This window comes from Pseudomonas sp. GM24, from assembly GCF_000282235.1.
GTDB lineage: Bacteria > Pseudomonadota > Gammaproteobacteria > Pseudomonadales > Pseudomonadaceae > Aquipseudomonas.
Genome location: NZ_AKJR01000125.1, coordinates 1 through 24,906, shown reverse-complemented (window position 1 = coordinate 24,906; position 24,906 = coordinate 1). Strand labels below are relative to the sequence as shown.

General features: G+C 59.1%; 25 protein-coding genes. 10 read left to right on the top strand and 15 right to left on the bottom strand.

Annotation, left to right across the window (positions count from 1 at the left end; translation table 11 throughout):
- Positions 1-72: 72 nt before the first annotated feature.
- The 6 genes from msrQ to PMI23_RS15330 all read right to left on the bottom strand — a co-directional run bounded on the left by msrQ (position 73) and on the right by PMI23_RS15330 (position 6,063).
- Complete coding sequence (msrQ, locus tag PMI23_RS15355) at positions 73-696, bottom strand: protein-methionine-sulfoxide reductase heme-binding subunit MsrQ (protein WP_007909974.1); 624 nt, start codon at positions 694-696, stop codon at positions 73-75.
- Positions 696-1,709 (bottom strand): protein-methionine-sulfoxide reductase catalytic subunit MsrP, encoded by a 1,014-nt coding sequence (msrP, locus tag PMI23_RS15350; RefSeq protein ID WP_007909973.1) that lies wholly within the window; start codon positions 1,707-1,709, stop codon positions 696-698. Before msrP ends, msrQ begins: the two co-directional genes overlap by 1 nt.
- 63 nt (positions 1,710-1,772) lie before the next feature.
- Positions 1,773-2,630 carry a CDP-diacylglycerol--serine O-phosphatidyltransferase gene (gene pssA / locus PMI23_RS15345; RefSeq protein WP_007909971.1) on the bottom strand — a complete coding sequence of 286 codons (858 nt, stop codon included), beginning with the start codon at positions 2,628-2,630 and terminating at the stop codon, positions 1,773-1,775.
- Between the two features lie 149 nt (positions 2,631-2,779).
- Positions 2,780-3,796: a ketol-acid reductoisomerase gene (ilvC, locus tag PMI23_RS15340; RefSeq protein ID WP_007909969.1), complete on the bottom strand. Its 1,017-nt coding sequence runs from the start codon at positions 3,794-3,796 to the stop codon at positions 2,780-2,782.
- 48 nt (positions 3,797-3,844) lie between these two features.
- Positions 3,845-4,336 carry an acetolactate synthase small subunit gene (ilvN, locus tag PMI23_RS15335; protein ID WP_003176102.1) on the bottom strand — a complete coding sequence of 164 codons (492 nt, stop codon included), beginning with the start codon at positions 4,334-4,336 and terminating at the stop codon, positions 3,845-3,847.
- 2 nt (positions 4,337-4,338) lie between these two features.
- Positions 4,339-6,063, bottom strand: coding sequence for an acetolactate synthase 3 large subunit (locus tag PMI23_RS15330; protein ID WP_007949940.1), 1,725 nt, complete (start codon positions 6,061-6,063; stop codon positions 4,339-4,341).
- Positions 6,064-6,462: 399 nt separating this feature from the next.
- Between PMI23_RS15330 and PMI23_RS15325 the strand changes: the two genes are divergently transcribed.
- On the top strand, positions 6,463-6,879 hold the full coding sequence (locus PMI23_RS15325) for a DUF4124 domain-containing protein (RefSeq protein ID WP_007949939.1): 417 nt from the start codon (positions 6,463-6,465) through the stop codon (positions 6,877-6,879).
- Positions 6,880-6,964: 85 nt separating this feature from the next.
- Here PMI23_RS15325 and PMI23_RS15320 read toward each other — a convergent pair whose 3' ends face one another.
- The 3 genes from PMI23_RS15320 to mrcB are packed head-to-tail and all read right to left on the bottom strand — an operon-like array spanning position 6,965 to position 10,390.
- Complete coding sequence (locus tag PMI23_RS15320; protein ID WP_007909947.1) at positions 6,965-7,300, bottom strand: YqcC family protein; 336 nt, start codon at positions 7,298-7,300, stop codon at positions 6,965-6,967.
- Positions 7,300-8,049 (bottom strand): hypothetical protein, encoded by a 750-nt coding sequence (locus tag PMI23_RS15315; protein ID WP_007909946.1) that lies wholly within the window; start codon positions 8,047-8,049, stop codon positions 7,300-7,302. Before PMI23_RS15315 ends, PMI23_RS15320 begins: the two co-directional genes overlap by 1 nt.
- 16 nt (positions 8,050-8,065) lie before the next feature.
- Positions 8,066-10,390 (bottom strand): penicillin-binding protein 1B, encoded by a 2,325-nt coding sequence (gene mrcB, locus PMI23_RS15310; protein ID WP_007909944.1) that lies wholly within the window; start codon positions 10,388-10,390, stop codon positions 8,066-8,068.
- A 118-nt stretch (positions 10,391-10,508) separates the two neighbouring features.
- Between mrcB and PMI23_RS15305 the strand changes: the two genes are divergently transcribed.
- From PMI23_RS15305 to PMI23_RS15290, 4 genes are all read left to right on the top strand, one after another.
- Positions 10,509-12,065: a bifunctional aminoglycoside phosphotransferase/ATP-binding protein gene (locus PMI23_RS15305; protein WP_007909942.1), complete on the top strand. Its 1,557-nt coding sequence runs from the start codon at positions 10,509-10,511 to the stop codon at positions 12,063-12,065.
- Between the two features lie 90 nt (positions 12,066-12,155).
- Positions 12,156-12,500, top strand: coding sequence for a pentapeptide repeat-containing protein (locus tag PMI23_RS15300; RefSeq protein ID WP_007909940.1), 345 nt, complete (start codon positions 12,156-12,158; stop codon positions 12,498-12,500).
- Between the two features lie 285 nt (positions 12,501-12,785).
- Positions 12,786-13,058, top strand: coding sequence for a TfoX/Sxy family protein (locus PMI23_RS15295; protein WP_003228231.1), 273 nt, complete (start codon positions 12,786-12,788; stop codon positions 13,056-13,058).
- Between the two features lie 16 nt (positions 13,059-13,074).
- Positions 13,075-13,875 carry a Crp/Fnr family transcriptional regulator gene (locus tag PMI23_RS15290; RefSeq protein ID WP_007909935.1) on the top strand — a complete coding sequence of 267 codons (801 nt, stop codon included), beginning with the start codon at positions 13,075-13,077 and terminating at the stop codon, positions 13,873-13,875.
- Between the two features lie 226 nt (positions 13,876-14,101).
- Here PMI23_RS15290 and PMI23_RS15285 read toward each other — a convergent pair whose 3' ends face one another.
- Genes PMI23_RS15285 through PMI23_RS15270 form a run of 4 tightly spaced genes read right to left on the bottom strand, consistent with a single transcriptional unit; the run spans position 14,102 to position 17,648 of the window.
- Positions 14,102-14,953 (bottom strand): ChaN family lipoprotein, encoded by an 852-nt coding sequence (locus PMI23_RS15285; protein WP_007909933.1) that lies wholly within the window; start codon positions 14,951-14,953, stop codon positions 14,102-14,104.
- Between the two features lie 21 nt (positions 14,954-14,974).
- Complete coding sequence (locus tag PMI23_RS15280; RefSeq protein WP_414895106.1) at positions 14,975-15,697, bottom strand: heme ABC transporter ATP-binding protein; 723 nt, start codon at positions 15,695-15,697, stop codon at positions 14,975-14,977.
- 44 nt (positions 15,698-15,741) lie between these two features.
- Positions 15,742-16,725: a FecCD family ABC transporter permease gene (locus PMI23_RS15275; RefSeq protein WP_177321058.1), complete on the bottom strand. Its 984-nt coding sequence runs from the start codon at positions 16,723-16,725 to the stop codon at positions 15,742-15,744.
- A gap of 50 nt (positions 16,726-16,775) precedes the next feature.
- Complete coding sequence (locus PMI23_RS15270; protein WP_007909928.1) at positions 16,776-17,648, bottom strand: heme/hemin ABC transporter substrate-binding protein; 873 nt, start codon at positions 17,646-17,648, stop codon at positions 16,776-16,778.
- Positions 17,649-17,813: 165 nt separating this feature from the next.
- Between PMI23_RS15270 and PMI23_RS15265 the strand changes: the two genes are divergently transcribed.
- Complete coding sequence (locus tag PMI23_RS15265; protein ID WP_007909926.1) at positions 17,814-18,131, top strand: Rieske (2Fe-2S) protein; 318 nt, start codon at positions 17,814-17,816, stop codon at positions 18,129-18,131.
- Here the strand turns inward: PMI23_RS15265 and sfsA are convergent.
- Positions 18,128-18,841, bottom strand: coding sequence for a DNA/RNA nuclease SfsA (sfsA, locus tag PMI23_RS15260; RefSeq protein ID WP_007909924.1), 714 nt, complete (start codon positions 18,839-18,841; stop codon positions 18,128-18,130). The two genes, PMI23_RS15265 and sfsA, sit on opposite strands and share 4 nt — an antisense overlap.
- On the bottom strand, positions 18,841-20,013 hold the full coding sequence (locus tag PMI23_RS15255; RefSeq protein ID WP_007909923.1) for a pyridoxal phosphate-dependent aminotransferase: 1,173 nt from the start codon (positions 20,011-20,013) through the stop codon (positions 18,841-18,843). The genes sfsA and PMI23_RS15255 overlap by 1 nt, the downstream gene beginning before the upstream one ends.
- A 334-nt stretch (positions 20,014-20,347) precedes the next feature.
- Here PMI23_RS15255 and dksA point away from each other — a divergent pair, with 334 nt between their 5' ends.
- From dksA to PMI23_RS15235, 4 genes are all read left to right on the top strand, one after another.
- Positions 20,348-20,791, top strand: coding sequence for an RNA polymerase-binding protein DksA (gene dksA, locus PMI23_RS15250; RefSeq protein WP_007909922.1), 444 nt, complete (start codon positions 20,348-20,350; stop codon positions 20,789-20,791).
- 191 nt (positions 20,792-20,982) lie between these two features.
- The gene (gene gluQRS / locus PMI23_RS15245) at positions 20,983-21,879 is read left to right on the top strand and encodes a tRNA glutamyl-Q(34) synthetase GluQRS (protein WP_007909921.1); all 897 of its coding nucleotides are present in this window, start codon (positions 20,983-20,985) and stop codon (positions 21,877-21,879) included.
- A gap of 77 nt (positions 21,880-21,956) precedes the next feature.
- Entirely contained in the window at positions 21,957-22,133 is a 177-nt protein-coding gene (locus PMI23_RS29670; protein ID WP_003176118.1) for a hypothetical protein, read from the top strand.
- On the top strand, positions 22,117-24,906 hold a 2,790-nt coding region (locus PMI23_RS15235; RefSeq protein WP_007949937.1), incomplete at its 3' end, for a sensor histidine kinase. The genes PMI23_RS29670 and PMI23_RS15235, both read left to right, overlap by 17 nt.

Below are 24,906 nucleotides of genomic sequence, written 5' to 3'. Positions count from 1 at the left end.
TCAAGGAGTTTTCCGTTTCGACTGCGCCGGAAGTGGGGCGAATTATAGACATCTGAAATCTGCCGTCAACCGTTAATTTCGCTTTTCTTGCAAAACCTGCTTTTTAGCCAGCAAACGCGGGATCCGACGCGTCACCGGCGGAATACGCAGTAGCAGGAGCACCGCACCTATAAAGGCATAGATCGCCCACTCCTCAAGATCAGCGCGCACGATCCACAACATGTGCAGCAAACCCAGGCCCAGAATCACGTAGACCAGACGATGCAGTTTCTTCCAGCGCACACCTAAACGACGCTGACTGTAGCGATTGGAAGTCACCGCCAACGCCAACAATCCGAGAAAGCCCAACGCCCCTACTATTATGTAAGGTCGCTTGCGCAACTCGACCGTCAGCTGCGACCAATCGAAACCCAGAATGAACGCCATATAGCTACACAGATGCAAAACCACATAGGCGAAACACCAGAGCCCCAACTGCCGGCGAACCGCAATCCACCCTGCCCAGCCGGTCAGTTTCTGCATCGGCGTCATGCTCAGGGTGATCAATAACAAGACCAATGTTCCCAGCCCCAGCCGATCAACCAGCACTTTGCCGGGATCCGGCCCAAGCAAATCCTCAAGCGCCTGATACAACCACAGCATCGGCCAGACCGCTGTCGCAATGAAAACGCCTATACGCCAGTACGGGAATCGCATCAGTAGTTCTTCCGCAGATCGAGCCCTGCATATAAAGAAGCGACTTCATCCGCATAGCCGTTGAACATTTGCGTATCACGAACATTCGGCTTGAACAGACTGTTCGGCAGGCGACGCTCTCGTGCTTGCGTCCATCGTGGGTGATCAACCGTAGGATTCACGTTCGCATAAAACCCGTATTCATCTGCCGCAATGCTCTGCCAGGTCGTCTTCGGCTGCTCGCTGACCAGACTGATGCGCACGATGGATTTGACGCTCTTGAAGCCATACTTCCACGGCACCACCAGACGCAGCGGCGCGCCATTTTGATTCGGCAATTCACGGCCATACATGCCTACCGCCAGAATCGCCAAGGGATTCATCGCCTCATCCAGCCGCAAGCCTTCTACATAAGGCCAATCGATCAAGGCAAAACCGGAGCGCTGGCCGGGCATGCTCTTGGGATCCTGCAAGGTTTCAAAGCGAATGTATTTGGCTTTGGACGTTGGCTCGACCTGCTTGAGCAGCGCCGAGATCGGAAAGCCAATCCACGGAATGACCATCGACCACGCCTCGACGCAGCGCAAACGATAGATACGCTCTTCCAACTGATAAGGCTTCATGAAGTCTTCCAGCGCATAGCGCCCTGGCTTACCCACCTCCCCGTCGATCACTACGCTCCATGGTTCGGTTTTCAGCGAGCCGGCATTAGCTGCCGGATCACCCTTGTCGGTACCGAACTCATAAAAATTGTTGTAGTGAGTGGCGTCTTTATAAGGCGTGATCGCCTCATCCTTGACGTTGACCGCTCCCCATTTAGTAGAAGGCAGCTTCTCGATGAACCATGCAGGTGCCTTGCCCGGCTCGACATCGGCATACCGCGCCGCATCGTCGGCATTGGCCCAGCGCGGCAGGCTGCTGACGGCGATACCGGCAGCAGTGGCCCCCAGCAATTGGCGGCGAGAAAGATAGATGGATTCAGGTGTGACATCCGACTCGTGGCAGTCGGACGCTTTGGGGACTTTGATCAACATGGCAACTCCGCAGCTTTGGAGGACAGATGCACCCATAGACTGCGGAGTATGCGGGAAATTACATCACTCGGCTTTTTTGTGCCGACGAAGATGCAACAGGTACTGAACCGGGCCGGACGCCGCGTAAGCAAGGAACACCAGCAACAGAATGCGCGGTGGATCGCTGAATACCACGGCAAACACCAGCACCACAGCAAGGATAGCCACGAACGGTACGCGCCCTTTCAGATCCAGCTCTTTAAAGCTGTTGTACTTGATGTTGCTGACCATCAGCATGCCGGCGGCCGCCACCATCAACGCAACCAGGAACGACATCTTCGAACCCTGAATGCCGTAATCGCTGAACGCCCAGACAATCCCCGCCACCACACCAGCAGCAGCCGGACTGGCCAGACCGATGAAATAGCGCTTGTCCGCCGTACCGACCTGAGTATTGAAGCGCGCCAGACGCAACGCCGCGCCTGCTACATAGATAAAGGCGACCATCCAGCCGACCTTGCCCATATCGCCCAAAGCCCAACCGAATGCCAGCAACGCCGGTGCAACACCGAACGCGACCATGTCCGACAGCGAGTCGTACTCGGCGCCGAAGGCACTTTGTGTATTGGTCATGCGCGCGACACGACCGTCGAGGCCGTCGAGCACCATGGCAACGAAGATCGCGATCGCGGCAAAAGCAAAATACTTGCTCGCGTTGGTGGAATCACCGGCACTCAAGGCCGCCTGGGCGCTCATCGAGTTGATGATGGAGTAAAACCCTGCGAACAGGTTCGCAGTGGTGAACAGATTCGGCAGCAGATAGATACCACGATGCCGGACTTTACGACCTTCTGCGTCGTGCCCTTCCTCGATGTGTTCATCGATAGGCAGCAGGCTTTCGGCGTCAGAAGCCTTGTTCGGCTCTTCGGGACGTTCGCTCATGGACATTACCTTGCAACGGTTTGGAGAAAATTCGACAGGTGCTTGAGGACGACAGTTCGGCCACAAACGCTGCAGCTTTATACCAGAACCACCGGCTCAAACGAAAAAACGCGGCCGAGGCCGCGTTTTTTCATACAAGGGACGACGACTTAGTTTTTGGCTTTGTCGACGATCTTGTTGGCACCGATCCACGGCATCATGGAGCGCAGTTGCTCGCCGATGACTTCGATGCCGTGAGCGGCGTTGTTACGACGCTTGGCGGTCATCGAAGGGTAGCCGGTTGCGCCTTCGCTGATGAACATTTTGGCGTATTCGCCGTCCTGAATACGTTTCAGGGCGTTGCGCATGGCCTGACGGGACTCGGCGTTGATCACTTCCGGGCCAGTCACGTACTCGCCGTACTCGGCGTTGTTGGAGATCGAGTAGTTCATGTTGGCGATACCGCCTTCGTACATGAGGTCAACGATCAGCTTCAGTTCGTGCAGGCACTCGAAGTAGGCCATTTCCGGCGCGTAGCCAGCTTCAACCAGAGTTTCGAAACCGGCTTTGACCAGCTCAACGGTACCGCCGCACAGAACGGCTTGTTCGCCGAACAGGTCGGTTTCGGTCTCGTCCTTGAAGGTGGTTTCGATGATGCCGGTACGACCGCCACCAACGCCAGCGGCGTAGGACAGCGCAACGTTTTTGGCGTTGCCCGAGGCGTCCTGGTAGATCGCGATCAGGTCAGGGATACCGCCGCCCTTGACGAACTCGGAACGTACGGTGTGACCCGGAGCTTTCGGCGCGATCATGATCACGTCGAGGTCGGCACGCGGTACAACCTGGTTGTAGTGGATCGCGAAGCCGTGGGAGAAGGCCAGGGTGGCGCCTTTCTTGATGTTCGGCTCGATTTCGTTCTTGTACAGGGAAGACTGGAACTCGTCCGGGGTCAGAATCATGACCAGGTCGGCAGCAGCAACAGCGGAAGCAACGTCGGTCACTTTCAGGCCGTGAGCTTCTGCTTTGGCAACGGTGGCCGAACCTTTACGCAGACCAACGGTAACGTCGACACCGGAGTCTTTCAGGTTGCACGCTTGGGCGTGGCCCTGGGAACCGTAACCGATGATGGCAACTTTCTTGCCCTGGATGATCGACAGGTCGCAGTCTTTATCGTAGAAAACTTTCATGAATTTCCCCTATATATCCAGGCCGTTCAGGCCATTCGCTAATTTGGTTTAGATGCTGAGTACTTTGTCGCCGCGGGCAATGCCGGTCACGCCGCTACGGACGGTTTCCAGAATCGATGCGGTGCCGATGGACTGAATGAAGCTGTCGAGCTTGTCGCTGGTACCGGTCAATTGAACGGTATACACGCTGGCGCTGACGTCGACGATCTGTCCACGGTAAATATCGGTGGTGCGTTTGATCTCGGCGCGCTGGGCGCCAGTGGCCTTGACCTTGACCAGCATCAGCTCGCGCTCGATGTGAGCGCTTTCCGACAGGTCCACCAGCTTGACCACTTCGATCAGCTTGTTCAGGTTTTTGGTGATCTGTTCGATGACTTCATCGTGGCCAACGGTGGTCAGCGTCAGACGCGACAGGGTCGGGTCTTCGGTCGGAGCCACGGTCAGGCTTTCGATGTTGTAGTTGCGCTGCGAGAACAGGCCGACTACGCGAGACAGAGCGCCGGGTTCGTTTTCCAGAAGCAAGGAAATAATGTGCCGCATGATTAAGTACGCTCCGTCTTGCTCAGCCACATATCGCGCATCGAGCCGTCTTTGATCTGCATCGGATAGACGTGCTCGCTGGTGTCGACCGAAACGTCGATGATCACCAGGCGATCCTTCATGGCGAACGCTTCTGCCATTTTCGACTTCAAATCTTTCGATTCGGTGATGCGTACGCCGACGTGGCCGTAGGCTTCAGCCAGCTTGACGAAGTCAGGCAGCGATTCCATGTAGGAATGCGAGTGACGGCTGCCGTAGCTCATGTCCTGCCACTGACGCACCATCCCCAGAACACCGTTGTTGAGGATGACGATTTTCACTGGCAAGCCATATTGCAGGCAGGTCGACAGTTCCTGGATGTTCATCTGGATACTGCCTTCGCCGGTGACGCAGGCAACATCGTCATCCGGGAAGCTCAACTTGATGCCCATGGCCGCCGGGAAACCGAAGCCCATGGTGCCCAGACCACCGGAGTTGATCCAGCGATTCGGCTTGTTGAACGTGTAGTACTGCGCAGCGAACATCTGGTGCTGGCCCACGTCGGAAGTGATGAAGGCATCGCCCTTGGTCACTTCGCAGAGGGTTTCGATCACGGTCTGTGGCTTGATCTTGCTGCCGTCGCCCTTCTCGTAAGGGAACAGGCCGCGATCACCGCGCCATTCATCAACCTGCTTCCACCAACTGGCAACGGACTCCTTGTTCGGGGTCTCGCCGATTTCCTTGAGGATCGCAACCATTTCGGTCAGGACGCTCTCCACCGGGCCAACGATTGGCACGTCGGCCTTGATGGTCTTGGAAATCGAAGCCGGGTCGATATCGATGTGGATGATCTTGGCGTTCGGGCAGAACTTCGCCGCGCCGTTGATCACGCGATCGTCGAAACGTGCGCCGACCGCGAGGATCACGTCAGCATGGTGCATCGCCAGGTTGGCGGTGTAGCTGCCGTGCATGCCGAGCATGCCGATGAACTGACGATCAGTACCCGGGAAACCACCCAGGCCCATCAACGTGTTGGTCACGGGCAGGTTGAGCATTTTCGCCAGTTCGGTCAGCGGTGCAGAACCGTTGCCGAGGATCACGCCGCCACCCGAATAGAGCACTGGGCGCTTGGCCGCCAGGAGCATTTCTGCCGCCTTGCGGATTTGCCCGGAGTGACCGCGAACGGCCGGGCTGTAGGAACGCAGCTTGGCTTTTTTCGGGAAGATGTATTCGAACTTCTCGGCCGGGTTGGTCATGTCTTTCGGGATATCGACCACGACCGGGCCCGGACGACCGGATTGCGCCAGGTAGAAGGCCTTCTTCATGACTTCCGGGATTTCCGAAGCGTGCTTGATCATGAAGCTGTGCTTCACGATCGGCCGGGAGATACCGATCATGTCGGTTTCCTGGAACGCGTCGGTGCCGACCATGGTGCTTGGCACCTGACCGGAAATGATCACCATTGGAATCGAGTCCATATAGGCGGTCGCGATCCCGGTAATGGCGTTTGTGGCGCCAGGACCGGAAGTCACCAATACCACGCCGGCTTTACCGGTGGCACGGGCATAACCGTCAGCCATATGGGTTGCCGCTTGTTCGTGACGAACCAGGATGTGAGTCACTTCCGGTTCTTTGAACAGGGCATCGTAAACATGCAGGAGAGCACCACCCGGGTACCCGTAGATATATTTGACGCCTTCGTCACGCAAAAAGCGGACGAGCATCTCACCGCCAGATAAAAGCTCCACGTTGTTCACCTCTAAAACGCCAGAATACCGTCCACAAAAAAGGGGCGGGTCTTAATAGGTTTACTTCTCGGCAGAGCATGAGCGACGGTGGTCGCCGACTACGTCAGCACTGACTGAGCAAGTATTGGGATCGTCCCAAGTGTTGCGGGCCTTTCCCACCCAGCGCGAGGTAACGCGTTGCGGGTGTAACAGGTCGGCGCGGATGTGCGCCTCATGATCTACCGAGTGGGTCTGCTTCTGGCAGTCCCTCTACAGCGGACTTTGGATTCTTCTGTTTCGCCCTCTCCAAGTCAAGCCGTCTATGTGGTTAATTGTGGGTAAACACATGAGAACGCAAGAAAAAACCTGAAAACCGCTACTCTGTTAGTGTCAATTGCGCACTTTTACCAAGGATTCAGCATGCGAACGCTCCTCCTCACTCTGCTGATCGGCATCAGCCCATGGGGCATGGCCGCTCAAATCTACAAATGGGTCGACGCTCAAGGCGTCACGCATTTCGATGCGCAGCCGCCAGCGGGCCAGCCGTCGACGACCTTGCAGACGCCCTCGTCGCCCCCGCCCAAGCCCGGGGCAATGCCGGGCAGCGGTGTACTCGGTGACCAGAAGGCTATCGACGACAAGGTGAAGAAACAGGTGGCTGACCAGCAGGCGCAGCTCAAGCAGTTTTGCGAGCAGGCACGGACGAACCTTGCGCAATTGCAGAACAATCCGCGTTTGAGGGAGGAGGTGGAGGGGCAGATGCGCCGGCTGGATGATGCACAGCGTCAGGAACGCATCGTCGAGGCACAGAAACAAATCGCGCAGAATTGTGAATAGACACCTGTAGGAGCTGCCGCAGGCTGCGATCTCTTGATTTTGCTTTCAAAAACAAGATCAAAAGATCGCAGGGTGTCAGTCTGGGTTAGCGCGAGGCAGTGATCAGCAGGTCAAACTCTTTGAGCAGCACCTGCAACTGACGATCCTTGCCACCCAGGTTGCGCTGGGCGAAGACCATTTCGGCCATTTCCTGAATCCCCGAAGCATTCGGCAACGGCAAATCCTGTTCAAGGATCATCTTCATGCGTGGCAGGAAGATCCATTGCAGCCACTGCTCGAAGTCCAGTGTATCGACCGAAAACGGCTCGACACTGCTCAGCGCTTCAGCCGACGGAGAAACCTCATCCCACCAGCCTTGTGTGCGCAGCTCACGCTCGATCAGCAACAGCTGATCAGCGATTTTCGGGAAACGAGCATCCATCACAGCGAAACCTTGGCCTTCTGACGGGCCTGAGCGGCGCCGGCGGAATCGCCTTGTTTCTCACGGGACTGAGCAATGATTTCCCATAGGCTGGCCTGCAAGTCCGGACGACCGTTGGCCATGGTCAACGCACGACGGGCGAACTGCTCTGCTTGCGGCGCGTCACCTTGGGCCATGCGCACCTGCGCCAGACGATAAAGCACTTGCGGCTCACGCGGCGCCACACGCTGAGCACGCTCCAGGCTGGACGACGCGCCATTGAGGTCGCCACCGGCCTGTTGTTGTTGAGCTGTCGTCAGCAAGGCAAGCACCGGACCGTCCAGTTGCTCATCTGCCGACAAGCCACCGCCGCTGCTGGCCGAAGGAATCCCGCTGGGCGTCGACGGCATGCTGTAGCTGCCGGAATTGATCGGCGCGGACTCGGCCGGCGAAGGATTGTACGGCCCCGCCGTGATACCGCCGGATGCCGGGCCTGGCACGATTGGCGAAGCGCTGATCGGTGTCGACACGGCAGCGCCGCCGCCCGGCACCATCACCACCACACCAGTATCACCTTGCGGAATGGCCTGAGTCTGGCCCTGCGCAGGACGCTTCACCGTCGTTTGACGGAAACCGCCATTGGCCGAAATACGCTCGCTGTTGGACACCGCAGTACCGGAATCAACCACCGGAATCGAACCACGCTGTACGGTAGAGCAGCCGCTGAGCAAAGCCACGGCGGTCACCGCTGGAATCAACCACTTGTTCACTTGAAACCCTCTTCGCTTAATTCATCCAGCCCTTGACCCAATCCATCACCGACTCGCCGGAAGCAGGCGTTTCGCCCGCACAGGCGGCGCCGGGTGGCGGTTCGCTGCCGCGAATATACGGCATCTGCACCGCCCCCGGGCAGTTGGCATCGGAGCCCTGCCCGGTACGCGAATCGACCCACGCCTGCACGACGTTGTCCGGTTGCGGCATGTCCAGCGGCAGCGGATCGGCCTTGCGCATGAAACTGGTCCAGACCTGCAGCGCACCAGTCGCCCCGGTGAACGGTGTCTTGCCGTTGTCATCACGACCCAACCAGACCACCGCCAGCAGATCCTGACTGAAACCGGCGAACCAGCTGTCACGGGAATCGTTACTGGTACCGGTCTTGCCCGCCAGCGTCAGAGTCTTGGGCAGCACGTTATAAACCGAGCTGCCGGTACCTTCACGCATTACGCGCTGCATGGCGTTCTGGATCAGATAAATGGACGCCGGATCGAAGCGCTGCTCAATCTGAAACGGATAACGCTTGAGCGGCTCGCCCTCGGCGGTCAGCACGCTACGAATCCCGCGCATCGGCGTATTGAAACCACCGTTGGCCAGCGTCTGGTACATGGTCGCGACTTCGATCGGGGTCATGCCGCCAGCGCCGAGAAGCATCGACGGGAATGCCGGGAACTCACGCGTCACGCCCAGTCGACCCAGGGTTTTCAATACATTCGGCACGCCGACTTCCAGGCCCAGACGCGAAGTCGACAGGTTGTAGGAATGCGCCAAGCCCTGATAAAGGAACACGGTACCGTGAGAGCGACGGTCATAGTTCTGTGGTTTCCACACCTGACCGTTCGCGCCTTTGACCGACAACGGATCGTCGGACAGCCAACTGGTCAGGGTGTACTGGCTCGGTTTTTCCAGCGCAGTCAGATAAACCGCAGGCTTGATCAACGAGCCAATCGGCCGCACGGCATCCAGTGCGCGGTTGAAACCGGCATAACTGGCCTGACGGCTGCCGATCATGGCCTGGACTTCGCCGGTTTCCGGATTGGTCACAACCATCGCCGCTTCCACGTCATCAGAACCCTTGCGCCCGGCCAGACGTTTGAAGGTGTCGTTGACCGACGCTTCGGCCTTCATCTGCAGGATCGGATCGAAACTGGTGAAGATGCGCAGGCCTTCTTCGGTCAAGTCTTCGTCGCGGTAGTCTTCACGCAACTGGCGTTTGACCAGATCGATAAAGCCCGGGAACGAGCTGTCGGCGAGCTTGCCGCGCGTGGTCACGCCCAGTGGCATTTTCTTCGCCGCTTCGACCTGTTCGGCAGTCGCCACGCCTTGCTGCTCAAGCACGTCGAGCACCAGGTTACGCCGCTCCAGCGCGCGCTCAGGATTACGACGCGGGTTGTAGTAGGACGGGCCTTTGACCATGCCGACCAGCAACGCCACCTGATGCAGTTTCAGCTCGGACAATGGCTGGCCGAAGAAGAACTGGCTGGCCAGACCAAAACCGTGCACCGCACGCTGACCGTCCTGTCCGACGAAGACTTCGTTGAGGTAAGCCTCAAGAATTTCCTTCTTGTCGTAATGCAACTCCAGCAGCATCGCCATCATTGCTTCGGTGAGCTTGCGAGTCAGGCTGCGTTCGCTGGTCAGGTAGAAGTTTTTCACCAACTGCTGGGTCAGCGTACTGCCGCCCTGGGTCATCTTGCCGCCAGAGGTGTTGACCCAGACAGCGCGGGCAATCGACTTCGGCGACACGCCCCAGTGGCTATAAAAGTCGCGGTCTTCTACAGCGACCAGGGTTTCGAGCAGATACGGCGGCACCTGATCGAGTTTGATCAGAATGCGGTCTTCGAGATTCTTTGGATAAATGCCGCCGATCATCAACGGCTCAAGGCGCACTACGGATAACTTTGAACCGTTGGTCGCCGACAGTTCTGCGACGTAATCGCCGGAGAAACGCACGCGTACCGGCTGCGGTTTTTCCAGGCCTTCATAGAACTGGAAGCCACGGGTATTCAGATCGACCGTATTGCCACTGACGGCTGCGGCGCCGGGGCCATTGCTGACCGCCTCACGGCGATAGCCAAGGGCATCGAGTTCGGTAAGGAAATCGTCCTTGCTGAGCTTTTGTCCGACGAACAGCTCAAGCGGCCGCGCGTAGACCTTGGCCGGGATGGTCCAGCGTTTGCCGGAGAACTTCTCCTGCACCACGGCATCGAGGTAAACGGCGAAGCCGGCCAGCACGACAAGGCCGACCAGACTGAGTTTAATGGCCCAGCTCAACCACGGGCTAAGGCCCTTGGAGGGTGGCTTTTTCTTGGTACGGGGGGATCGAGTTCGAGTCATGGCGGCGGATTATACGCACTTTATTCATCCTCAACAGGAGCGCTCCGAGGTTTGCGTCGGGCTGGCGAGCGGCCATAATGGCCACCTCGAATTTCCCCCAGTCTCTGAAGGATCGCCCGTGAGCCAGTCACTGATCGCTGCCCTGCAAAACCCGGCCCTCTACCCGCACCCTGTCGAAGGGTTTCAGGTCATCGAAACCCATATCTCGTGGGTGATCCTCACCGGTCCCTTCGCTTATAAAGTGAAGAAACCGGTAAATTTCGGCTTCCTCGACTTCACCGGTCTCGAATCGCGTGCACATTTCTGCGCAGAAGAGCTGCGTTTGAACCAGCGTTTGACTGATGATTTGTATCTGGAAGTGTTGCCGGTGACTGGCAGCGTTGAAGCACCGCAACTGGGCGGCGACGGCGCAGCGATCGAATACGTGCTGAAAATGCGCCAGTTCCCGCAGAGCGGTTTGCTCAGCACCCTGCAAGCCAATGGCGAGCTGACCACCCAGCACATCGACGAGATGGCCGAGCAGATTGCGCGCTTCCACCTCACCGCGCCAAAAGTCCCGGCCGAACACGATGCCGGCACCCCGGACAGCGTAATGGCGCCGGTCGCGCAAAACTTCGAGCAGATCCTGCCGTTCCTCAGCGACAAAAACGATCTGCTGCAACTCGACGCACTGAAAGCCTGGGCCGAAAGCAGTTTCGAACGTCTCAAGCCACTGTTCGCTCAGCGCAAAACCGAAGGTTTTACCCGTGAATGCCACGGCGATATTCACCTGGGCAACGCCACGGTCATTGACGGCAAAGTGGTGATCTTCGACTGCATCGAGTTCAACGAACCGTTCCGTTTCACGGACGTCTGGGCCGACACCGGTTTCCTCGCGATGGACCTGGAAGACCGTGGCCTGAAATCCCTGGCGCGCCGCTTCATCAGCCAGTACCTCGAGTTGACCGGCGACTATCAAGGCCTGGAAGTGCTGAACTTCTACAAAGCCTACCGCGCACTGGTTCGCGCCAAGGTTGCGCTGTTCAGCATGCCGGCAGACGCAACACCAGTGCAGCGCGCCACCACCCTGCGCCAGTACCGCAACTACGCCAACCTGGCGGAGAGCTACAGCACCATTCCCTCGCGTTTCATGGCGATCACCCACGGTGTTTCCGCGGTTGGCAAAAGCCACGTGGCCATGCGTCTGGTCGAAGCGCTGGGTGCCATCCGCCTGCGCTCCGATGTCGAGCGCAAGCGCTTGTTCGGCGAGCAAACCGTGGCCAACGACGTGCAGGCCGGCATCTATAGCGCCGACGCCAGCACCGCGACCTACGCACGCCTGCATGAAATTGCTGAAGTCATCCTGCACGCCGGTTTCCCGGTGGTGATCGATGCCACTTACCTCAAACGCGAGCAACGCGACAACGCGGCAAAAATTGCCGAAGCCACCGGCACACCATTCCTGATCCTCGACTGCAACGCACCGCAAGCGGTGATCGAGAGCTGGCTGGCGATTCGTCAGGCCGACAAACAGGATCCGTCTGACGCCACCCTGGCCGTAATCGAAGCGCAGCAGGCCAATCGTGAAGCGCTGACGCCGGAAGAAATCCTGCGCAGCAAACGCGTGCAGACCAACGAATCCGGCACGCTGGACACCGTGGTCGCGCAGATCCGTCAGCGCCTGCCAGGCCTGTAAGAAACTATTTCGGCCGTGAAGCCCTCGCTCGCTTCACGGCCGTCAAATAGTGGCACTATACTGGCGTCATAAAACCAACGGTGATATGACATGAGCCAGCCGAAACTTCTCGACACCCCGCTGTATGCCTTGCTGCACAAAGATGACATCACAGGTTTCAACAAAGAGCGCCCACAGGATGGCCCGATCGACATGGTCGGCGGCGATTTCCGTGGTCTCGATTTACGTGAACTGAACGCCGATGGCGTGGATTTCCGGGACGCGTACTTCCGTTCCGCCGATCTGCGTGGCATCGATTTCCGCAATGCGTCGCTGGAAGGTGCAAGCCTGGCTCACGCACAGATTTCCGGGGCGTATTTCCCGCCGGAGCTGAGCGCTGACGAGATTCTGATGTCGATGAATTTCGGCACGCGTTTGCGTTATCGCACCCGCTGATCGCCTCATTGTTCCCTGACACAACGCCGTCCCTGCAGGAGTGAGCCTGCTCGCGATAGCGGTTTAGAATTCAACACATGTGTGCCTGCAAGTCCGCTATCGCGAGCAGGCTCACTCCTACATTGATTTGTGTTCCCCCCTCCTCATCTGCGCTCGCAGCCCTTAAAAGCGCCCTTCTTAGAAGCGTTTGCGTTGAATCCGACCAAACAACCACGCTTTTCCTACTGATGGCTACACTCCTGAGAAGCTCGCCCACGCACCATTCGGCCGTCGCAAGGAGGCTTGATGAATGATGAACTGCAACACCTGAAGAATCTTGGCAAGACGTCGGCGCAATGGCTGCATGCCGTGGGCATCCACAGCGCCTCGGACTTGCGTCGCCTGGGCGCAGTGGATGCCTACCGGGCCGTGCGTACCCGCGGGTTTCGCGCATCGAAGGTGTTGTTGTATGCGATTGAAGGCGCGCTGATGGATGTGCACTGGAACGACATCCCCGCCGAACGCAAGGACGCCTTGAACAAGCAGCTTGAAGCCATTTCCTCGCGCCACAAGAACTGAACGGGCATAGACCGTTATGTATTTACTGGGGGAACAATCGGCCTGGGCCGATGCCTTGATCAACCGTTTGCAGAGCTTGCCTGCACTGTGGCTGCGCGATTTGGCGCCTTGCGGGCCGACTCTGGAGCTGGAAGCGTCGGATGATTTGCTCGCGCAATTGCCCGCCGATCAGCTATTCCTGCTCAATGAAGGTGGGATCAGCGGCTGTATCGCCGCCCGCCCGCTGTTTTATTGGCAGGAGGGTGATTTGATCGGCCTCCAGCAAGGTGAGAACTGGGCTGATTGCCGTTTATGCAATGAAGGGGCATTGCGCTTGACGCCCTATCGGCGTGGTGAGTTTTTCCAGCATTTGCATGCCGACACTCATCGGGCAGAGCAGTTTCTGGAGTATCTGCTCGGGCAAATGGCAATCCTTGCCCATGCCGTCGCGGAGCTGAAGCCACGCGAGTTTCGCAGCACCAACGGTTTCAAACGGGTCGAAGCCGGTGAAACCCTGATCAGCCAGGGTGACGCAGCTGACCACGTGTTCGTAATCATCGACGGGCATGCCGAAGCGTTTGTAGACGGGCAGAAAGTTGGCGACGTGCCCAAGGACGAAATTTTTGGTGCTATGGCCGTGTTCACCGGCGAGCCACGCAGTGCCACGGTCATCGCCCGAGAACCGAGCACAATAATGCTGATTCCCGGTGAACAATTCTTGAGCATGACTCGCACCAATCCGAAGATCGCCCACAGCCTGATCGAGAGCATGGCGCGGCGGATCGGCCAGCTGAATCGGCAGATCACACGAATACCCCCACCGGAAAGCCTGCGCTGAACCCTTTGTTTACGGGGTGTTCCGGCCATTTACCAGACGAATTCAAAGAAACGGAAAAACAGTTGTTGACTCGGTAATGAGAATCGCTATGATTATCACAACTGGTCGCGAGATCAGTCGATATTCTGAAAAGCCCTTGGTTCGGACTCTCAGATTATCTCCTCATCAGGCTAATCACGGTTATTTGACCCGGTTTTTACCGGGTCTTTTTTTGCCTGTGGAAAAGTCATTTGCCGAACTGTTTGCGCATCTGCTCGCAGTAATCCTGCTTGGGCGCGGCGGGCGTGTACCAAACGTAATCGGCCATCGCTGCCGTTATCACGGTGCCCTGCTCTGCCAGCATCAACACCGTCGGGGACTCCGTGGCGCCCAAATCCACAACATGCAACGGCACGCCAACATCCTTGCGCGCATGCCACGCACCGGCCAGCAAGACTGAAGGTGTCGGGGCCGCCAATAGCCCTTCGGCCATACGCCGATCACGTTGTTGCTGAACAGCGAGCATTGCCGGCATCTGTGATTCGGGCAGCAGGCCACAGTGGGAATCGCTGATCTGCTCCAACAATACGGCTTTCACCGACTCAGCATTGCTGCGCTCTCCCTTCAACACGGACGGATTGCGATAGAAGGTTCGAATCTCGTCGCTATCCAGATTTGCCGCCAGTAGCGGATAAGGTTGAGTGAGCGCGAAGCGGACAATCGGCCCATAGAGATTCCAGTCCCAACCGTCCTGCCAGGCCAATGCACCGGGCAGATCAGCGGACGGCGTTTTCGTCTGGCGTGCCTCGTCAACACGAGGCTGCTGGTCCGGCGTGAACATTTCCATTAGAAGACTGCCCTGCGGCCGCTGCTCGCCGAGCGAGCGCAACAGCCACAACTGCGCGGCATGATGATCGGCATTGTCATGCTGCTCACCGATGATCAACCGCTCAGGCTCAGCCAAGCGCTTCACCAGCTGCTGCGCCGTCAGCACTTCGCCGTTGCGTAGATCGCGAATCTCGCCACTGACCGGCGGTGGCACCACCGCATGCTGACACCCCGCAAGCAACACCACCGCCAACAGCCACATCCCACGCATGCAATCACCTCGATGATCCAGTCAGCGGGCGATAATCAGCGGATGCCCACGCTCCGGGTGCGGCTGCACCAACACTTCGAGACCGAATACGGCCTGGAGCGTGTCCGGTCGCAAAACCTGCTGCGGTGTATCCAGCGCCACCGGATGCCCGCCTTCCAGCAGCAGAATGCGATCACAATAACGCGCCGCCAGATTCAGATCATGCAGGATCACCAATACCGCGGCGCCACGATCAGCAAACTCGCGCACGGCCTGCAGCGTTGTGTGTTGATGCAGCGGATCGAGCATCGACGTCGGCTCATCCAACAGCAGCGTCTGCCCGGCCTGCCCCGGCCAAAGCTGCGCCAGCACCCGCGCCAGATGCACACGCTGACGCTCGCCACCGGACAGCGCCAGATAACTGCGACCGCTCAAGTGCCCGGCATCCGCCGCCGTCAACGCCGCCGCAATGATTTCGTCATCCCGCACCCGACCACTCTGCCAAGGCAAGCGGCCCATGCCGACCACCTCTTCGACGCGGAAAGCAAAATCCAGGGTCGACACTTGAGGCAATACCGCCAATCGCTGCGCACGTTGCGGGCCAGTCCAGTGACTCAACGCCTGCCCGTCGAGGGAAACCCCGCCGTTGCTCGCCGCCAACTCGCCGCACAAGGCGCCCAGCAAGGTACTTTTGCCGGCACCGTTCGGCCCCAGCACACCGAGTACTTCACCCGGTTCAAGCTGCAGCGTGACATCGCTGAGCACTGTCTTGCGACCACGCTGAATGTGCAGATCCTGTGCACGTAACATCAGGCGCGCCCTCGTAACAGCAGATAGAGGAAGAACGGCGCACCGATAAACGCGGTGACAATACCGATCGGCAATTCTGCCGGCGCCAGCGCCAATCGCGCGACCAGATCAGCCAACAGCAACAGGCTCGCCCCCGCCAACACCGATGCCGGCAGCAAGACTTTGTGATCCGGCCCCGCCAGCAAGCGCACCAGATGCGGCACCACCAGCCCGACAAAACCGATCATCCCGGCTGCCGCCACTGCGGCGCCAACCCCCAGCGCCGTACAAAACACTAATTCACGCTTGAGCCGCTCGACTTCGATGCCTAAATGCCCGGCCTCGGATTCTCCGAGCAGCAAGGCATTCAGCGCTTTCGCCCGACGCGGCAACCACAATGCGACACCAGCGCTGATGATCAGCAAAGGCCACAGCCGCGCGTAACTGGCGCCATTGAGGCTGCCAAGGTTCCAGAAGGTCAGCGTGCGCAGCGTCGCGTCATCCGCCAGATAAGTGAACAAGCCGACGGCCGAACTGGCCAGCGCCGTCAGGGCAATCCCCGCGAGCAACATGGTTGCAACATTGGTCTGGCCGTTGCGTCGCCCCAGTCGATAGACCAGCGCCGTCACCCCTAACCCACCGAGAAACGCACAGACCGACAACAGATACGGTCCAAACCATTCCGGCAGACCGCCGAAAAACGAGCCACCAACAATCGCGATCGCCGCGCCCAATGCCGCGCCGCTGGAAACGCCGACCAGCCCCGGATCCGCTAACGGGTTACGAAACAAGCCCTGCATTGCCACACCGGACAAAGCCAACACACCGCCGACCGCCAGCCCGAGCAAAGTACGCGGCAAACGAATCTGCCCCAGGATCAGCTCCGCCTGCTCCAGACCGTCCGGTGCCAGCGGCAGGCCGAGCATGCGTAACGCCGCGCGTAATGTATCGAACAGCGGCAGGCTGACCGGCCCCAACGCCAGCGACAGCCAGATCGCCAGCAAACACAGCAGTGTCAGGCCAATGAACAAGGCACGGGGTTTTACCAGTGTGGTCATTGGCCGCTCTTGGCCGGGTAGAAGCCGTCAGTCAGGCTTTTCAGCGCCGCCGGCAAACGTGGCCCGAGGCCGCCGACCAGCAAAGTCGGGTCAAGCTCCAGCACGCGCCCGGCCTTGGCCGCGCGGCTTGAATTGAGAATCGGTTTTTCCTTGAACAGCGCTGCTTTCGCCGCCTCACCGGTCAACGCACGGTCGGCGAACACCAGCACCTCAGGATCAAGGCTGGCGAGGGATTCCACGGAGAACGGTTTGTAACCGGTGTGCGTCGCCAGGTTACGCCCCCCGGCCTGCTGCAACAGCCAGTCGGCGGCAGTGTCCTTGCCGGCGATCAACGGTTTGCCGCCCGCATGCCCGAGCAACAGCAACACGCCCGGCGCCTTTTGTTTGCTCTGCACTTGAACAACACGCGCCTTCTGCGCATCGAGCTGCTGTTGATAAGTTTGCAGCAACTGCGCAGCCTTCGGCTCGGCGCCGAGCAATTGGCCCAAATGAGTAACGTTTTTCTCCAGCGTCGGCAGATCCGGTTGAGCCGAGAACAACACCACCTGAACCTTGGCCGCTTTGACTTGCGACAGAACCGGCGGCGGGCCCATTTCTTCAGTGCCAATCAAGATATCCGGACGCAGACTGAGAATGCCCTCAGCCGAAAGGCTGCGCTGATAACCAATGCTCGGCAGCGCCTTCAACGACTCCGGGTGCTGGCTGGTGGTATCGACGCCGACCAGTTTCGATTCGCCGCCCAACGCACTGACCCACTCCGACAGCGCACCGCCGGCACTGACCCAACGTTGCGGCAAATCAGCCGCTGCAGCCTGGTGGCTGACCAAAAGTCCGACACACAGCGTGGCAACGCGGGTACTCAGGCGCATACACAGCTTCCTTGAATAAGGTTTTTCCCGGGCATCAGGATGGCAGGCCAAGTATCCTCGACATCTGCCAGACGCCTGCGGGTGAAGGCCGCCATTTGATAATTGTTTGCATTTAAACGTCAAGCTCGGACATATCCAGACACGAGCGGACACTAGAGGATAGTCATGAAGTTTCTCTGCACGGGCGCCGATCTGGCTGAAGCGAAAAGCCGTGGTTTTGAGATCGACGGCAACAAACTGTTCGCCGTGCGCCGCAGCGGCCAGGCGTATGTTTACCTCAATCGCTGCCCGCATCGCGGCGTCGGGCTGGAATGGCAGCCAGACCAGTTTCTCGACCCGAGCAACAGCCTGATCCAGTGCGCCACCCACGGCGCACTGTTTCTGATCGAGGACGGCGAATGCGTCGCTGGCCCCTGCGCCGGGCAATCACTCACCGCCATACCCTGCCGCGAAGACGCCCAAGGCCTGTGGATCAATGTTTAACCGTTGAGTAACACGTCGAGACGCCGGTCGATGACCATCTCTTCATGGTCCAGCCGCACGCCATACGCCAGCACCTCAACGCCGCAGGCCACTGCTTCGAGAAGTGCATCGGCGTACGCCGAATCGATTTCCTTCGCCGGCCGCACCGCGTCAATCCCGCTCAGATTGACGCAGTACAACTGCACCGCGCGAATCCCGTCCCGTGCCAGATGCGCCAACTCCCGCAGATGCTTGGCGCCACGCTGGGTCACGGCATCGGGAAATGCCGCCACCGCAGTACCGTCGAAGCCCAGGGTGACGCTTTTCACCTCTACATAGGCCGGGCCACTCGGGTATTCGAGACGGAAATCGATACGGCTCTTTTCCTGCCCGTAAGCGACTTCACGTTTCAACGCGGTAAAGCCGTTCAGCTCGCTGATGACACCCGCCTGCAACGCCTCTTCGACCAGACCATTGGCCCGCGCTGTATTCACGCAAAACAACCGGCCTTGCGGGGTTTCACCGATTTCCCATGTACCGGGCAACTTACGTTTCGGATCGTTGGAGCGACTGAACCAGACCTGCCCACCCTCGACCTGACAATTGAGCATCGAACCGGTGTTCGGGCAGTGAATGGTCAGCAACTCGCCGCCAACGGTTTCGATATCGGCGAGAAAACGCTTGTAACGCCGGATCAGTCGCGCCTCTTCCAGAGGTGGATAAAAGCGCATCAGCCTTGCCAGCTCTTCAAGCCACGGGCGATTCGCTCCACCGCTTCCTGTAAGCGCGGGAGGTTTTGCGTGTAGGCAAAACGCACATGATGACTGGCCTGATAGCGACCGAAATCCAGACCCGGGGTGAACGCTACATGCTCGGTTTCGAGGAAATGTCGGCAGAACGCGAAGGCATCGCCGCCGAACTGGCTGATATCAGCGTAGAGATAGAAAGCGCCTTCCGGCTCCACGGCGATGTTGAAACCCAACTCGCGCAACGCTGGCAGGAGGAAATCGCGGCGCCGGCCGAATTCGGCGCGGCGCTCTTCAAGAATCGCAATAGTATCCGGCTCGAAACAGGCCAACGCCGCATATTGCGCCATGCTCGGTGCACTGATGTAGAGGTTCTGCGCGAGTTTTTCCAGCTCGCTGACCGCCGCGTCCGGCGCCACCAGCCAGCCGAGACGCCAGCCGGTCATGCCGAAATACTTGGAGAAACTGTTCAACACAAAAGCGCTGTCATCGACTTCCAGCACGCTGGCGGCATCGGTGCCGTAGGTCAGGCCGTGATAGATCTCGTCCACCACCAGATGCCCGTGTTTCGCCTTGATGGCTGTGGATAACCCGGCCAGCTCATCGCGTGTCAGGATCGTCCCGGTCGGGTTGGCCGGCGAAGCCACCAGTGCGCCGACGCTGTCGTGATCCCAATGCCGCTCGACCAGATCAGGAGTCAGTTGATAACGCACGTCCGGACCCACCGGCACCAACTGCGCCGCACCTTCGACCAAACGCAGGAAGTGCCGGTTGCACGGGTAACCCGGATCCGCCAGCAGCCAGTGTTTACCGGGATCGACCAGCAACGCGCTGGCCAGCAACAGCGCACCGGAACCGCCCGGTGTAATCAGAATCCGCCGTGGGTCGATATTCAAGCCATAACGCGATTGATAAAACCCGGCGATTGCCTCGCGCAGTTCCGGAATGCCGCGCGCAGCGGTGTAACGGGTCTTGCCCGCCGTCAGCGCCGCCTGCCCGGCACGAATGATCGGTTCAGCGGTAGTGAAGTCTGGCTCACCGATCTCCAGATGGATGACATCATGACCTTCAGCCTGTAACTCATTGGCCCGCGCCAGCAGCGCCATCACATGGAACGGTTCGATCGCACGACTGCGCGCACTGTAAGGCTGAGCCATTGGTTTTCCTTCGGCAGGGAAAAAGAGACGATTCTACCCATCTGCCGGAACGAGCGAGAACCCGCAGCGGTCACAGCCTCAAGAACGCTGGACTGTAACGATACGCACGTACGCTCCAGGATTGACTAAAATCAGTGATTGAACAGGTCTTCAACACCACCAGACACGGCTTGCCAAACATTTGCAAGCGCCACCCGCCGGGGCCTCGACATCCGGGAGTAGCGCAGGCCGATTTGATCTGGTAAGTTCGCCCGCTTGCAGCCGCAGGGCCGGCAGGTGTCGGTGATGGAGCAATCCTGCGCAATGGATTACAAGAGTAGAGGCGGTCCATTTCATGCCCACCCAAGCAAAGCAACAGCAGCAAACGGCGATCAGCGGCTTCGAACCTTATGTTCAGGCCAAAGACGAAGAGTACATGGGCAAACCCATGCGCGCGCACTTCACCAAGATCCTGACCAAGTGGAAACTGGACTTGATGCAGGAAGTCGACCGAACTGTTGATCACATGAAGGACGAAGCGGCCAACTTTCCCGACCCGGCCGACCGTGCCAGTCAGGAAGAAGAGTTCGCCCTTGAACTGCGTGCCCGTGATCGCGAGCGCAAGCTGATCAAGAAGATCGACAAGACACTGCAACTGATCGAAGACGGCGAATACGGCTGGTGCGATTCGTGCGGCATCGAGATCGGCGTCAAGCGCCTTGAAGCCCGTCCTACTGCCGACATGTGCGTCGACTGCAAGAACCTGGCTGAGATCAAGGAAAAGCAGGTCGGCAAGTAATCTCGACCTGAACGAAAAACGGAGCGTGCGAACGCTCCGTTTTTGTTTCTGCCTTTTGCCTTTTGTAGGAGTGAGCCTGCTCGCGAAATCGGTGTGTCATTCAGCATTTAATCGTCTGAAATTACGCTATCGCGAGCAGGCTCGCTCCCACAGGTTGACCTGCGTATAGCCTGAAAAGTAGCTTCGTCTCCATGACTGCCAAAACATCCCCCGCCTACATCGGCCGCTTCGCCCCAACCCCGAGTGGCCACCTGCACTTCGGTTCGCTGGTTGCCGCCCTCGCCTCCTACCTCGACGCCCGTTCGGTCGGTGGTCGCTGGCTGGTGCGCATGGAAGATCTCGATCCGCCCCGTGAAGAACCCGGTGCGCAGGTGGCGATCCTCAAGGCGCTGGAGAGTTACGGCTTTGAATGGGACGGCGACATGGTGCGCCAGAGCGATCGCCACGATGCTTACGCCGAAGTGCTCAACAGCCTGTTCAATCATGGCCTGGCCTACGCTTGCACCTGCTCGCGCAAACAGCTCGAAGCGTACAACGGCATCTATCCGGGCCTGTGCCGCAATGCCGGTCACGATCAGCAAGACGCGGCGATCCGCCTGCGCGTGCCGGAACTGGAATACCACTTCATCGATCGTGTTCAGGGCGAATACCGCCAGCATCTGGGCCGCGACGTCGGCGATTTCGTGATCCGGCGCCGCGACGGCCTCTACGCCTATCAACTGGCCGTGGTCCTCGATGATGCCTGGCAAGGCGTCACCGACATCGTGCGCGGTGCCGACCTGCTCGACTCGACCCCACGCCAACTCTATCTGCAAGAATTGCTCGGCTTGCGCCAACCGCGTTACCTGCACTTGCCGCTGATTATCCAACCGGACGGCAACAAGCTCGGCAAGTCCTACCGCTCGCCGCCGCTACAAGCCGATCAAGCCACGCCATTGTTGCTGCGAGCCCTGCGCGCACTGGGGCAAAACCCAGGCGCCGAACTGGCTCACGCCTCGCCGCAAGAGTTGCTGGCGTGGGGCAGCGCACACTGGGATGCCACACAGATCCCGCGCACACTGACGCTGCCCGAAGCGCAACTGCTATGACGACACTTGCAGTCGTGCGCCCATCCGTTACCATCGCCGCACGTTTTCGGGCACGCGCATAAAAAAGAGAGGCCGGGATGTACATCTATCGCTTGGTCCTGCTTTTAGTCGTGGGGATCTACCTGTTTTCCCCCGCCATCATGGATTGGTGGATCGACGCTACGGGCGCCTGGTATCGCCCGTATCTGCTCTGGCTGATCCTCATAGTCGTGACCTTCATCCTGCAGAGCCAAAAAGATGCCGATGAGCTTTAGCCTGACCCAGATGATCCTGGTCAGCGCCGCGTACCTGGCGGTGCTGTTCGGCGTTGCCTGGATCAGCGAACGGGGCATGATCCCGCGCGCGATCATTCGCCACCCGTTGACCTACACCCTGTCACTGGGTGTTTACGCCAGTGCCTGGGCGTTTTACGGCACGGTCGGCCTCGCCTATCAGTACGGCTACGGCTTTCTCTCCAGTTACCTCGGCGTGTCCGGCGCGTTTCTGCTGGCGCCGGTGTTGCTTTATCCGATCCTGAAGATCACCCGCACCTATCAACTGTCGTCGCTGGCGGATCTGTTCGCGTTCCGCTTTCGCAGCACCTGGGCCGGCGCGCTGACCACGATTTTCATGCTGATCGGCGTACTGCCGCTGTTGGCGTTGCAGATTCAGGCGGTGGCCGACTCCATCGGCATCCTCACCGGCGAGCCGATCCAGAGCCGCGTGGCGTTGGCGTTCTGTGCGCTGATCATTCTGTTCACGATTTTCTTTGGTTCCCGGCATATCGCCACCCGTGAGAAGCACGAAGGACTGGTATTTGCGATCGCCTTTGAGTCGGTGATCAAACTGATCGCCCTCGGCGGCGTCGGTTTGTATGCGCTGTATGGCGTGTTCGACGGCCCGCAGCAACTTGAGCTGTGGCTGCTGCAAAACCAGACCGCCCTCGCCGCCCTGCACACGCCATTGCAGGAAGGCCCGTGGCGCACGTTGCTGCTGGTGTTCTTCGCCTCGGCGATCGTGATGCCGCACATGTATCACATGACCTTTACCGAAAACCTCAATCCGCGCTCGCTGGTCAGTGCGAGCTGGGGTTTGCCGCTGTTCCTGCTGCTGATGAGTCTGGCAGTACCACTGATCCTCTGGGCCGGGCTCAAGCTCGGTGCAACGACCAATCCGGAATACTTCACCCTCGGCATCGGCATCGCCGCCAACAGCAAACCGCTGGCCTTGCTGGCTTACGTCGGTGGCTTATCGGCGGCCAGCGGATTGATCATTGTGACCACGCTCGCGCTGTCGGGCATGGCGCTGAACCACTTGGTGCTGCCGCTTTATCAACCGCCGGCCGAAGGCAATATCTACCGCTGGCTGAAGTGGACCCGCCGCGCATTGATCGTCGCGATCATCATGGCTGGTTTCGGTTTCTACCTGATGCTCGGCGCCGAGCAGGATCTGGCCAACCTCGGCATCGTCGCGTTTGTGGCGACCCTGCAATTCCTGCCCGGCGTGTTGTCGGTGCTGTACTGGCCGACCGCCAATCGGCGCGGCTTTATCGCCGGTCTGCTGGCGGGGATTCTGGTCTGGGTAGTGACCATGCTGCTGCCGCTGGTCGGCAATCTGCAGGGTTTCTACATCCCGCTGCTGAACATGATTTACGTACTCGACGACACCAGTTGGCACATGGCGGCCATCGCCTCGCTCGCCGCCAACGTGCTGATGTTCACCCTGATCTCGCTGTTCACCAACGCCAGCCCCGAAGAAGCCAGCGCCGCCGAAGCCTGCGCTGTGGATAACGTCCGTCGCCCGCAACGGCGTGAGCTGCACGCGGCCTCGCCACAGGAATTCGCCACACAACTGGCGAAACCGTTGGGCGCCAAGGCTGCGCAGAAGGAGGTCGAGCAAGCGCTGCGTGACCTCTATCTGCCTTTCGACGAACGCCGCCCGTACGCCTTGCGTCGTTTGCGCGACCGCATCGAAGCCAACCTCTCCGGCCTGATGGGCCCGAGCGTGGCGCAGGACATGGTGGAAACCTTCCTGCCCTACAAGGCCGGCGGCGAAAACTATGTGACCGAAGACATCCACTTCATCGAAAGCCGTCTCGAGGATTACCACTCGCGCCTCACAGGTTTAGCGGCTGAACTCGATGCGCTGCGCCGTTACCACCGCCAGACCTTGCAGGAACTGCCAATGGGCGTCTGCTCGCTGGCCAAGGATCAAGAGATCCTGATGTGGAACAAGGCCATGGAAGAACTCACCGGGATCGCCGCACAACGCGTGGTCGGTTCGCGTCTGAGCACCATTGGCGAGCCGTGGAAAGAGTTGCTGCAAGGCTTCATCAACCTGCCCGACGAGCATTTGCACAAACAACATCTGGCCCTTGACGGCCAGACCCGCTGGCTGAACCTGCACAAAGCCGCCATCGATGAACCGCTCGCACCGGGTAACAGTGGTCTGGTGTTACTGGTTGAGGATTTGACCGAAACCCAGATGCTCGAAGACAAACTGGTGCACTCGGAACGTCTGGCCAGCATCGGTCGCCTCGCGGCGGGGGTGGCCCACGAAATCGGCAACCCGATCACCGGCATCGCCTGTCTGGCGCAGAACCTGCGCGAAGAGCGTGAAGACGACGGCGAACTGACGGAAATCAGCGGGCAGATTCTTGAACAGACCAAACGCGTGTCACGCATCGTCCAGTCGCTGATGAGCTTCGCTCACGCCGGCAGCCATCAGCACAGCGATGAACCCGTGTGTCTGGCCGAAGTTGCCCAGGATGCTATTGGCCTGTTGGCGCTGAACCGACGCAATTTCGAAGTGCAGTTCTACAACCTGTGCGACCCCGATCACTGGGTCGAGGGTGACCCGCAGCGGCTCGCCCAGGTACTGATCAATCTGCTCTCCAACGCCCGCGACGCCTCGCCGCCGCACAGTGCGGTGCGGGTCAAGAGCGAAGCCGGCGAACACACGGTCGATCTGATCGTGGAGGACGAAGGCAGCGGAATTCCGAAGAACATCATGGACCGATTGTTCGAACCCTTCTTCACCACCAAGGAT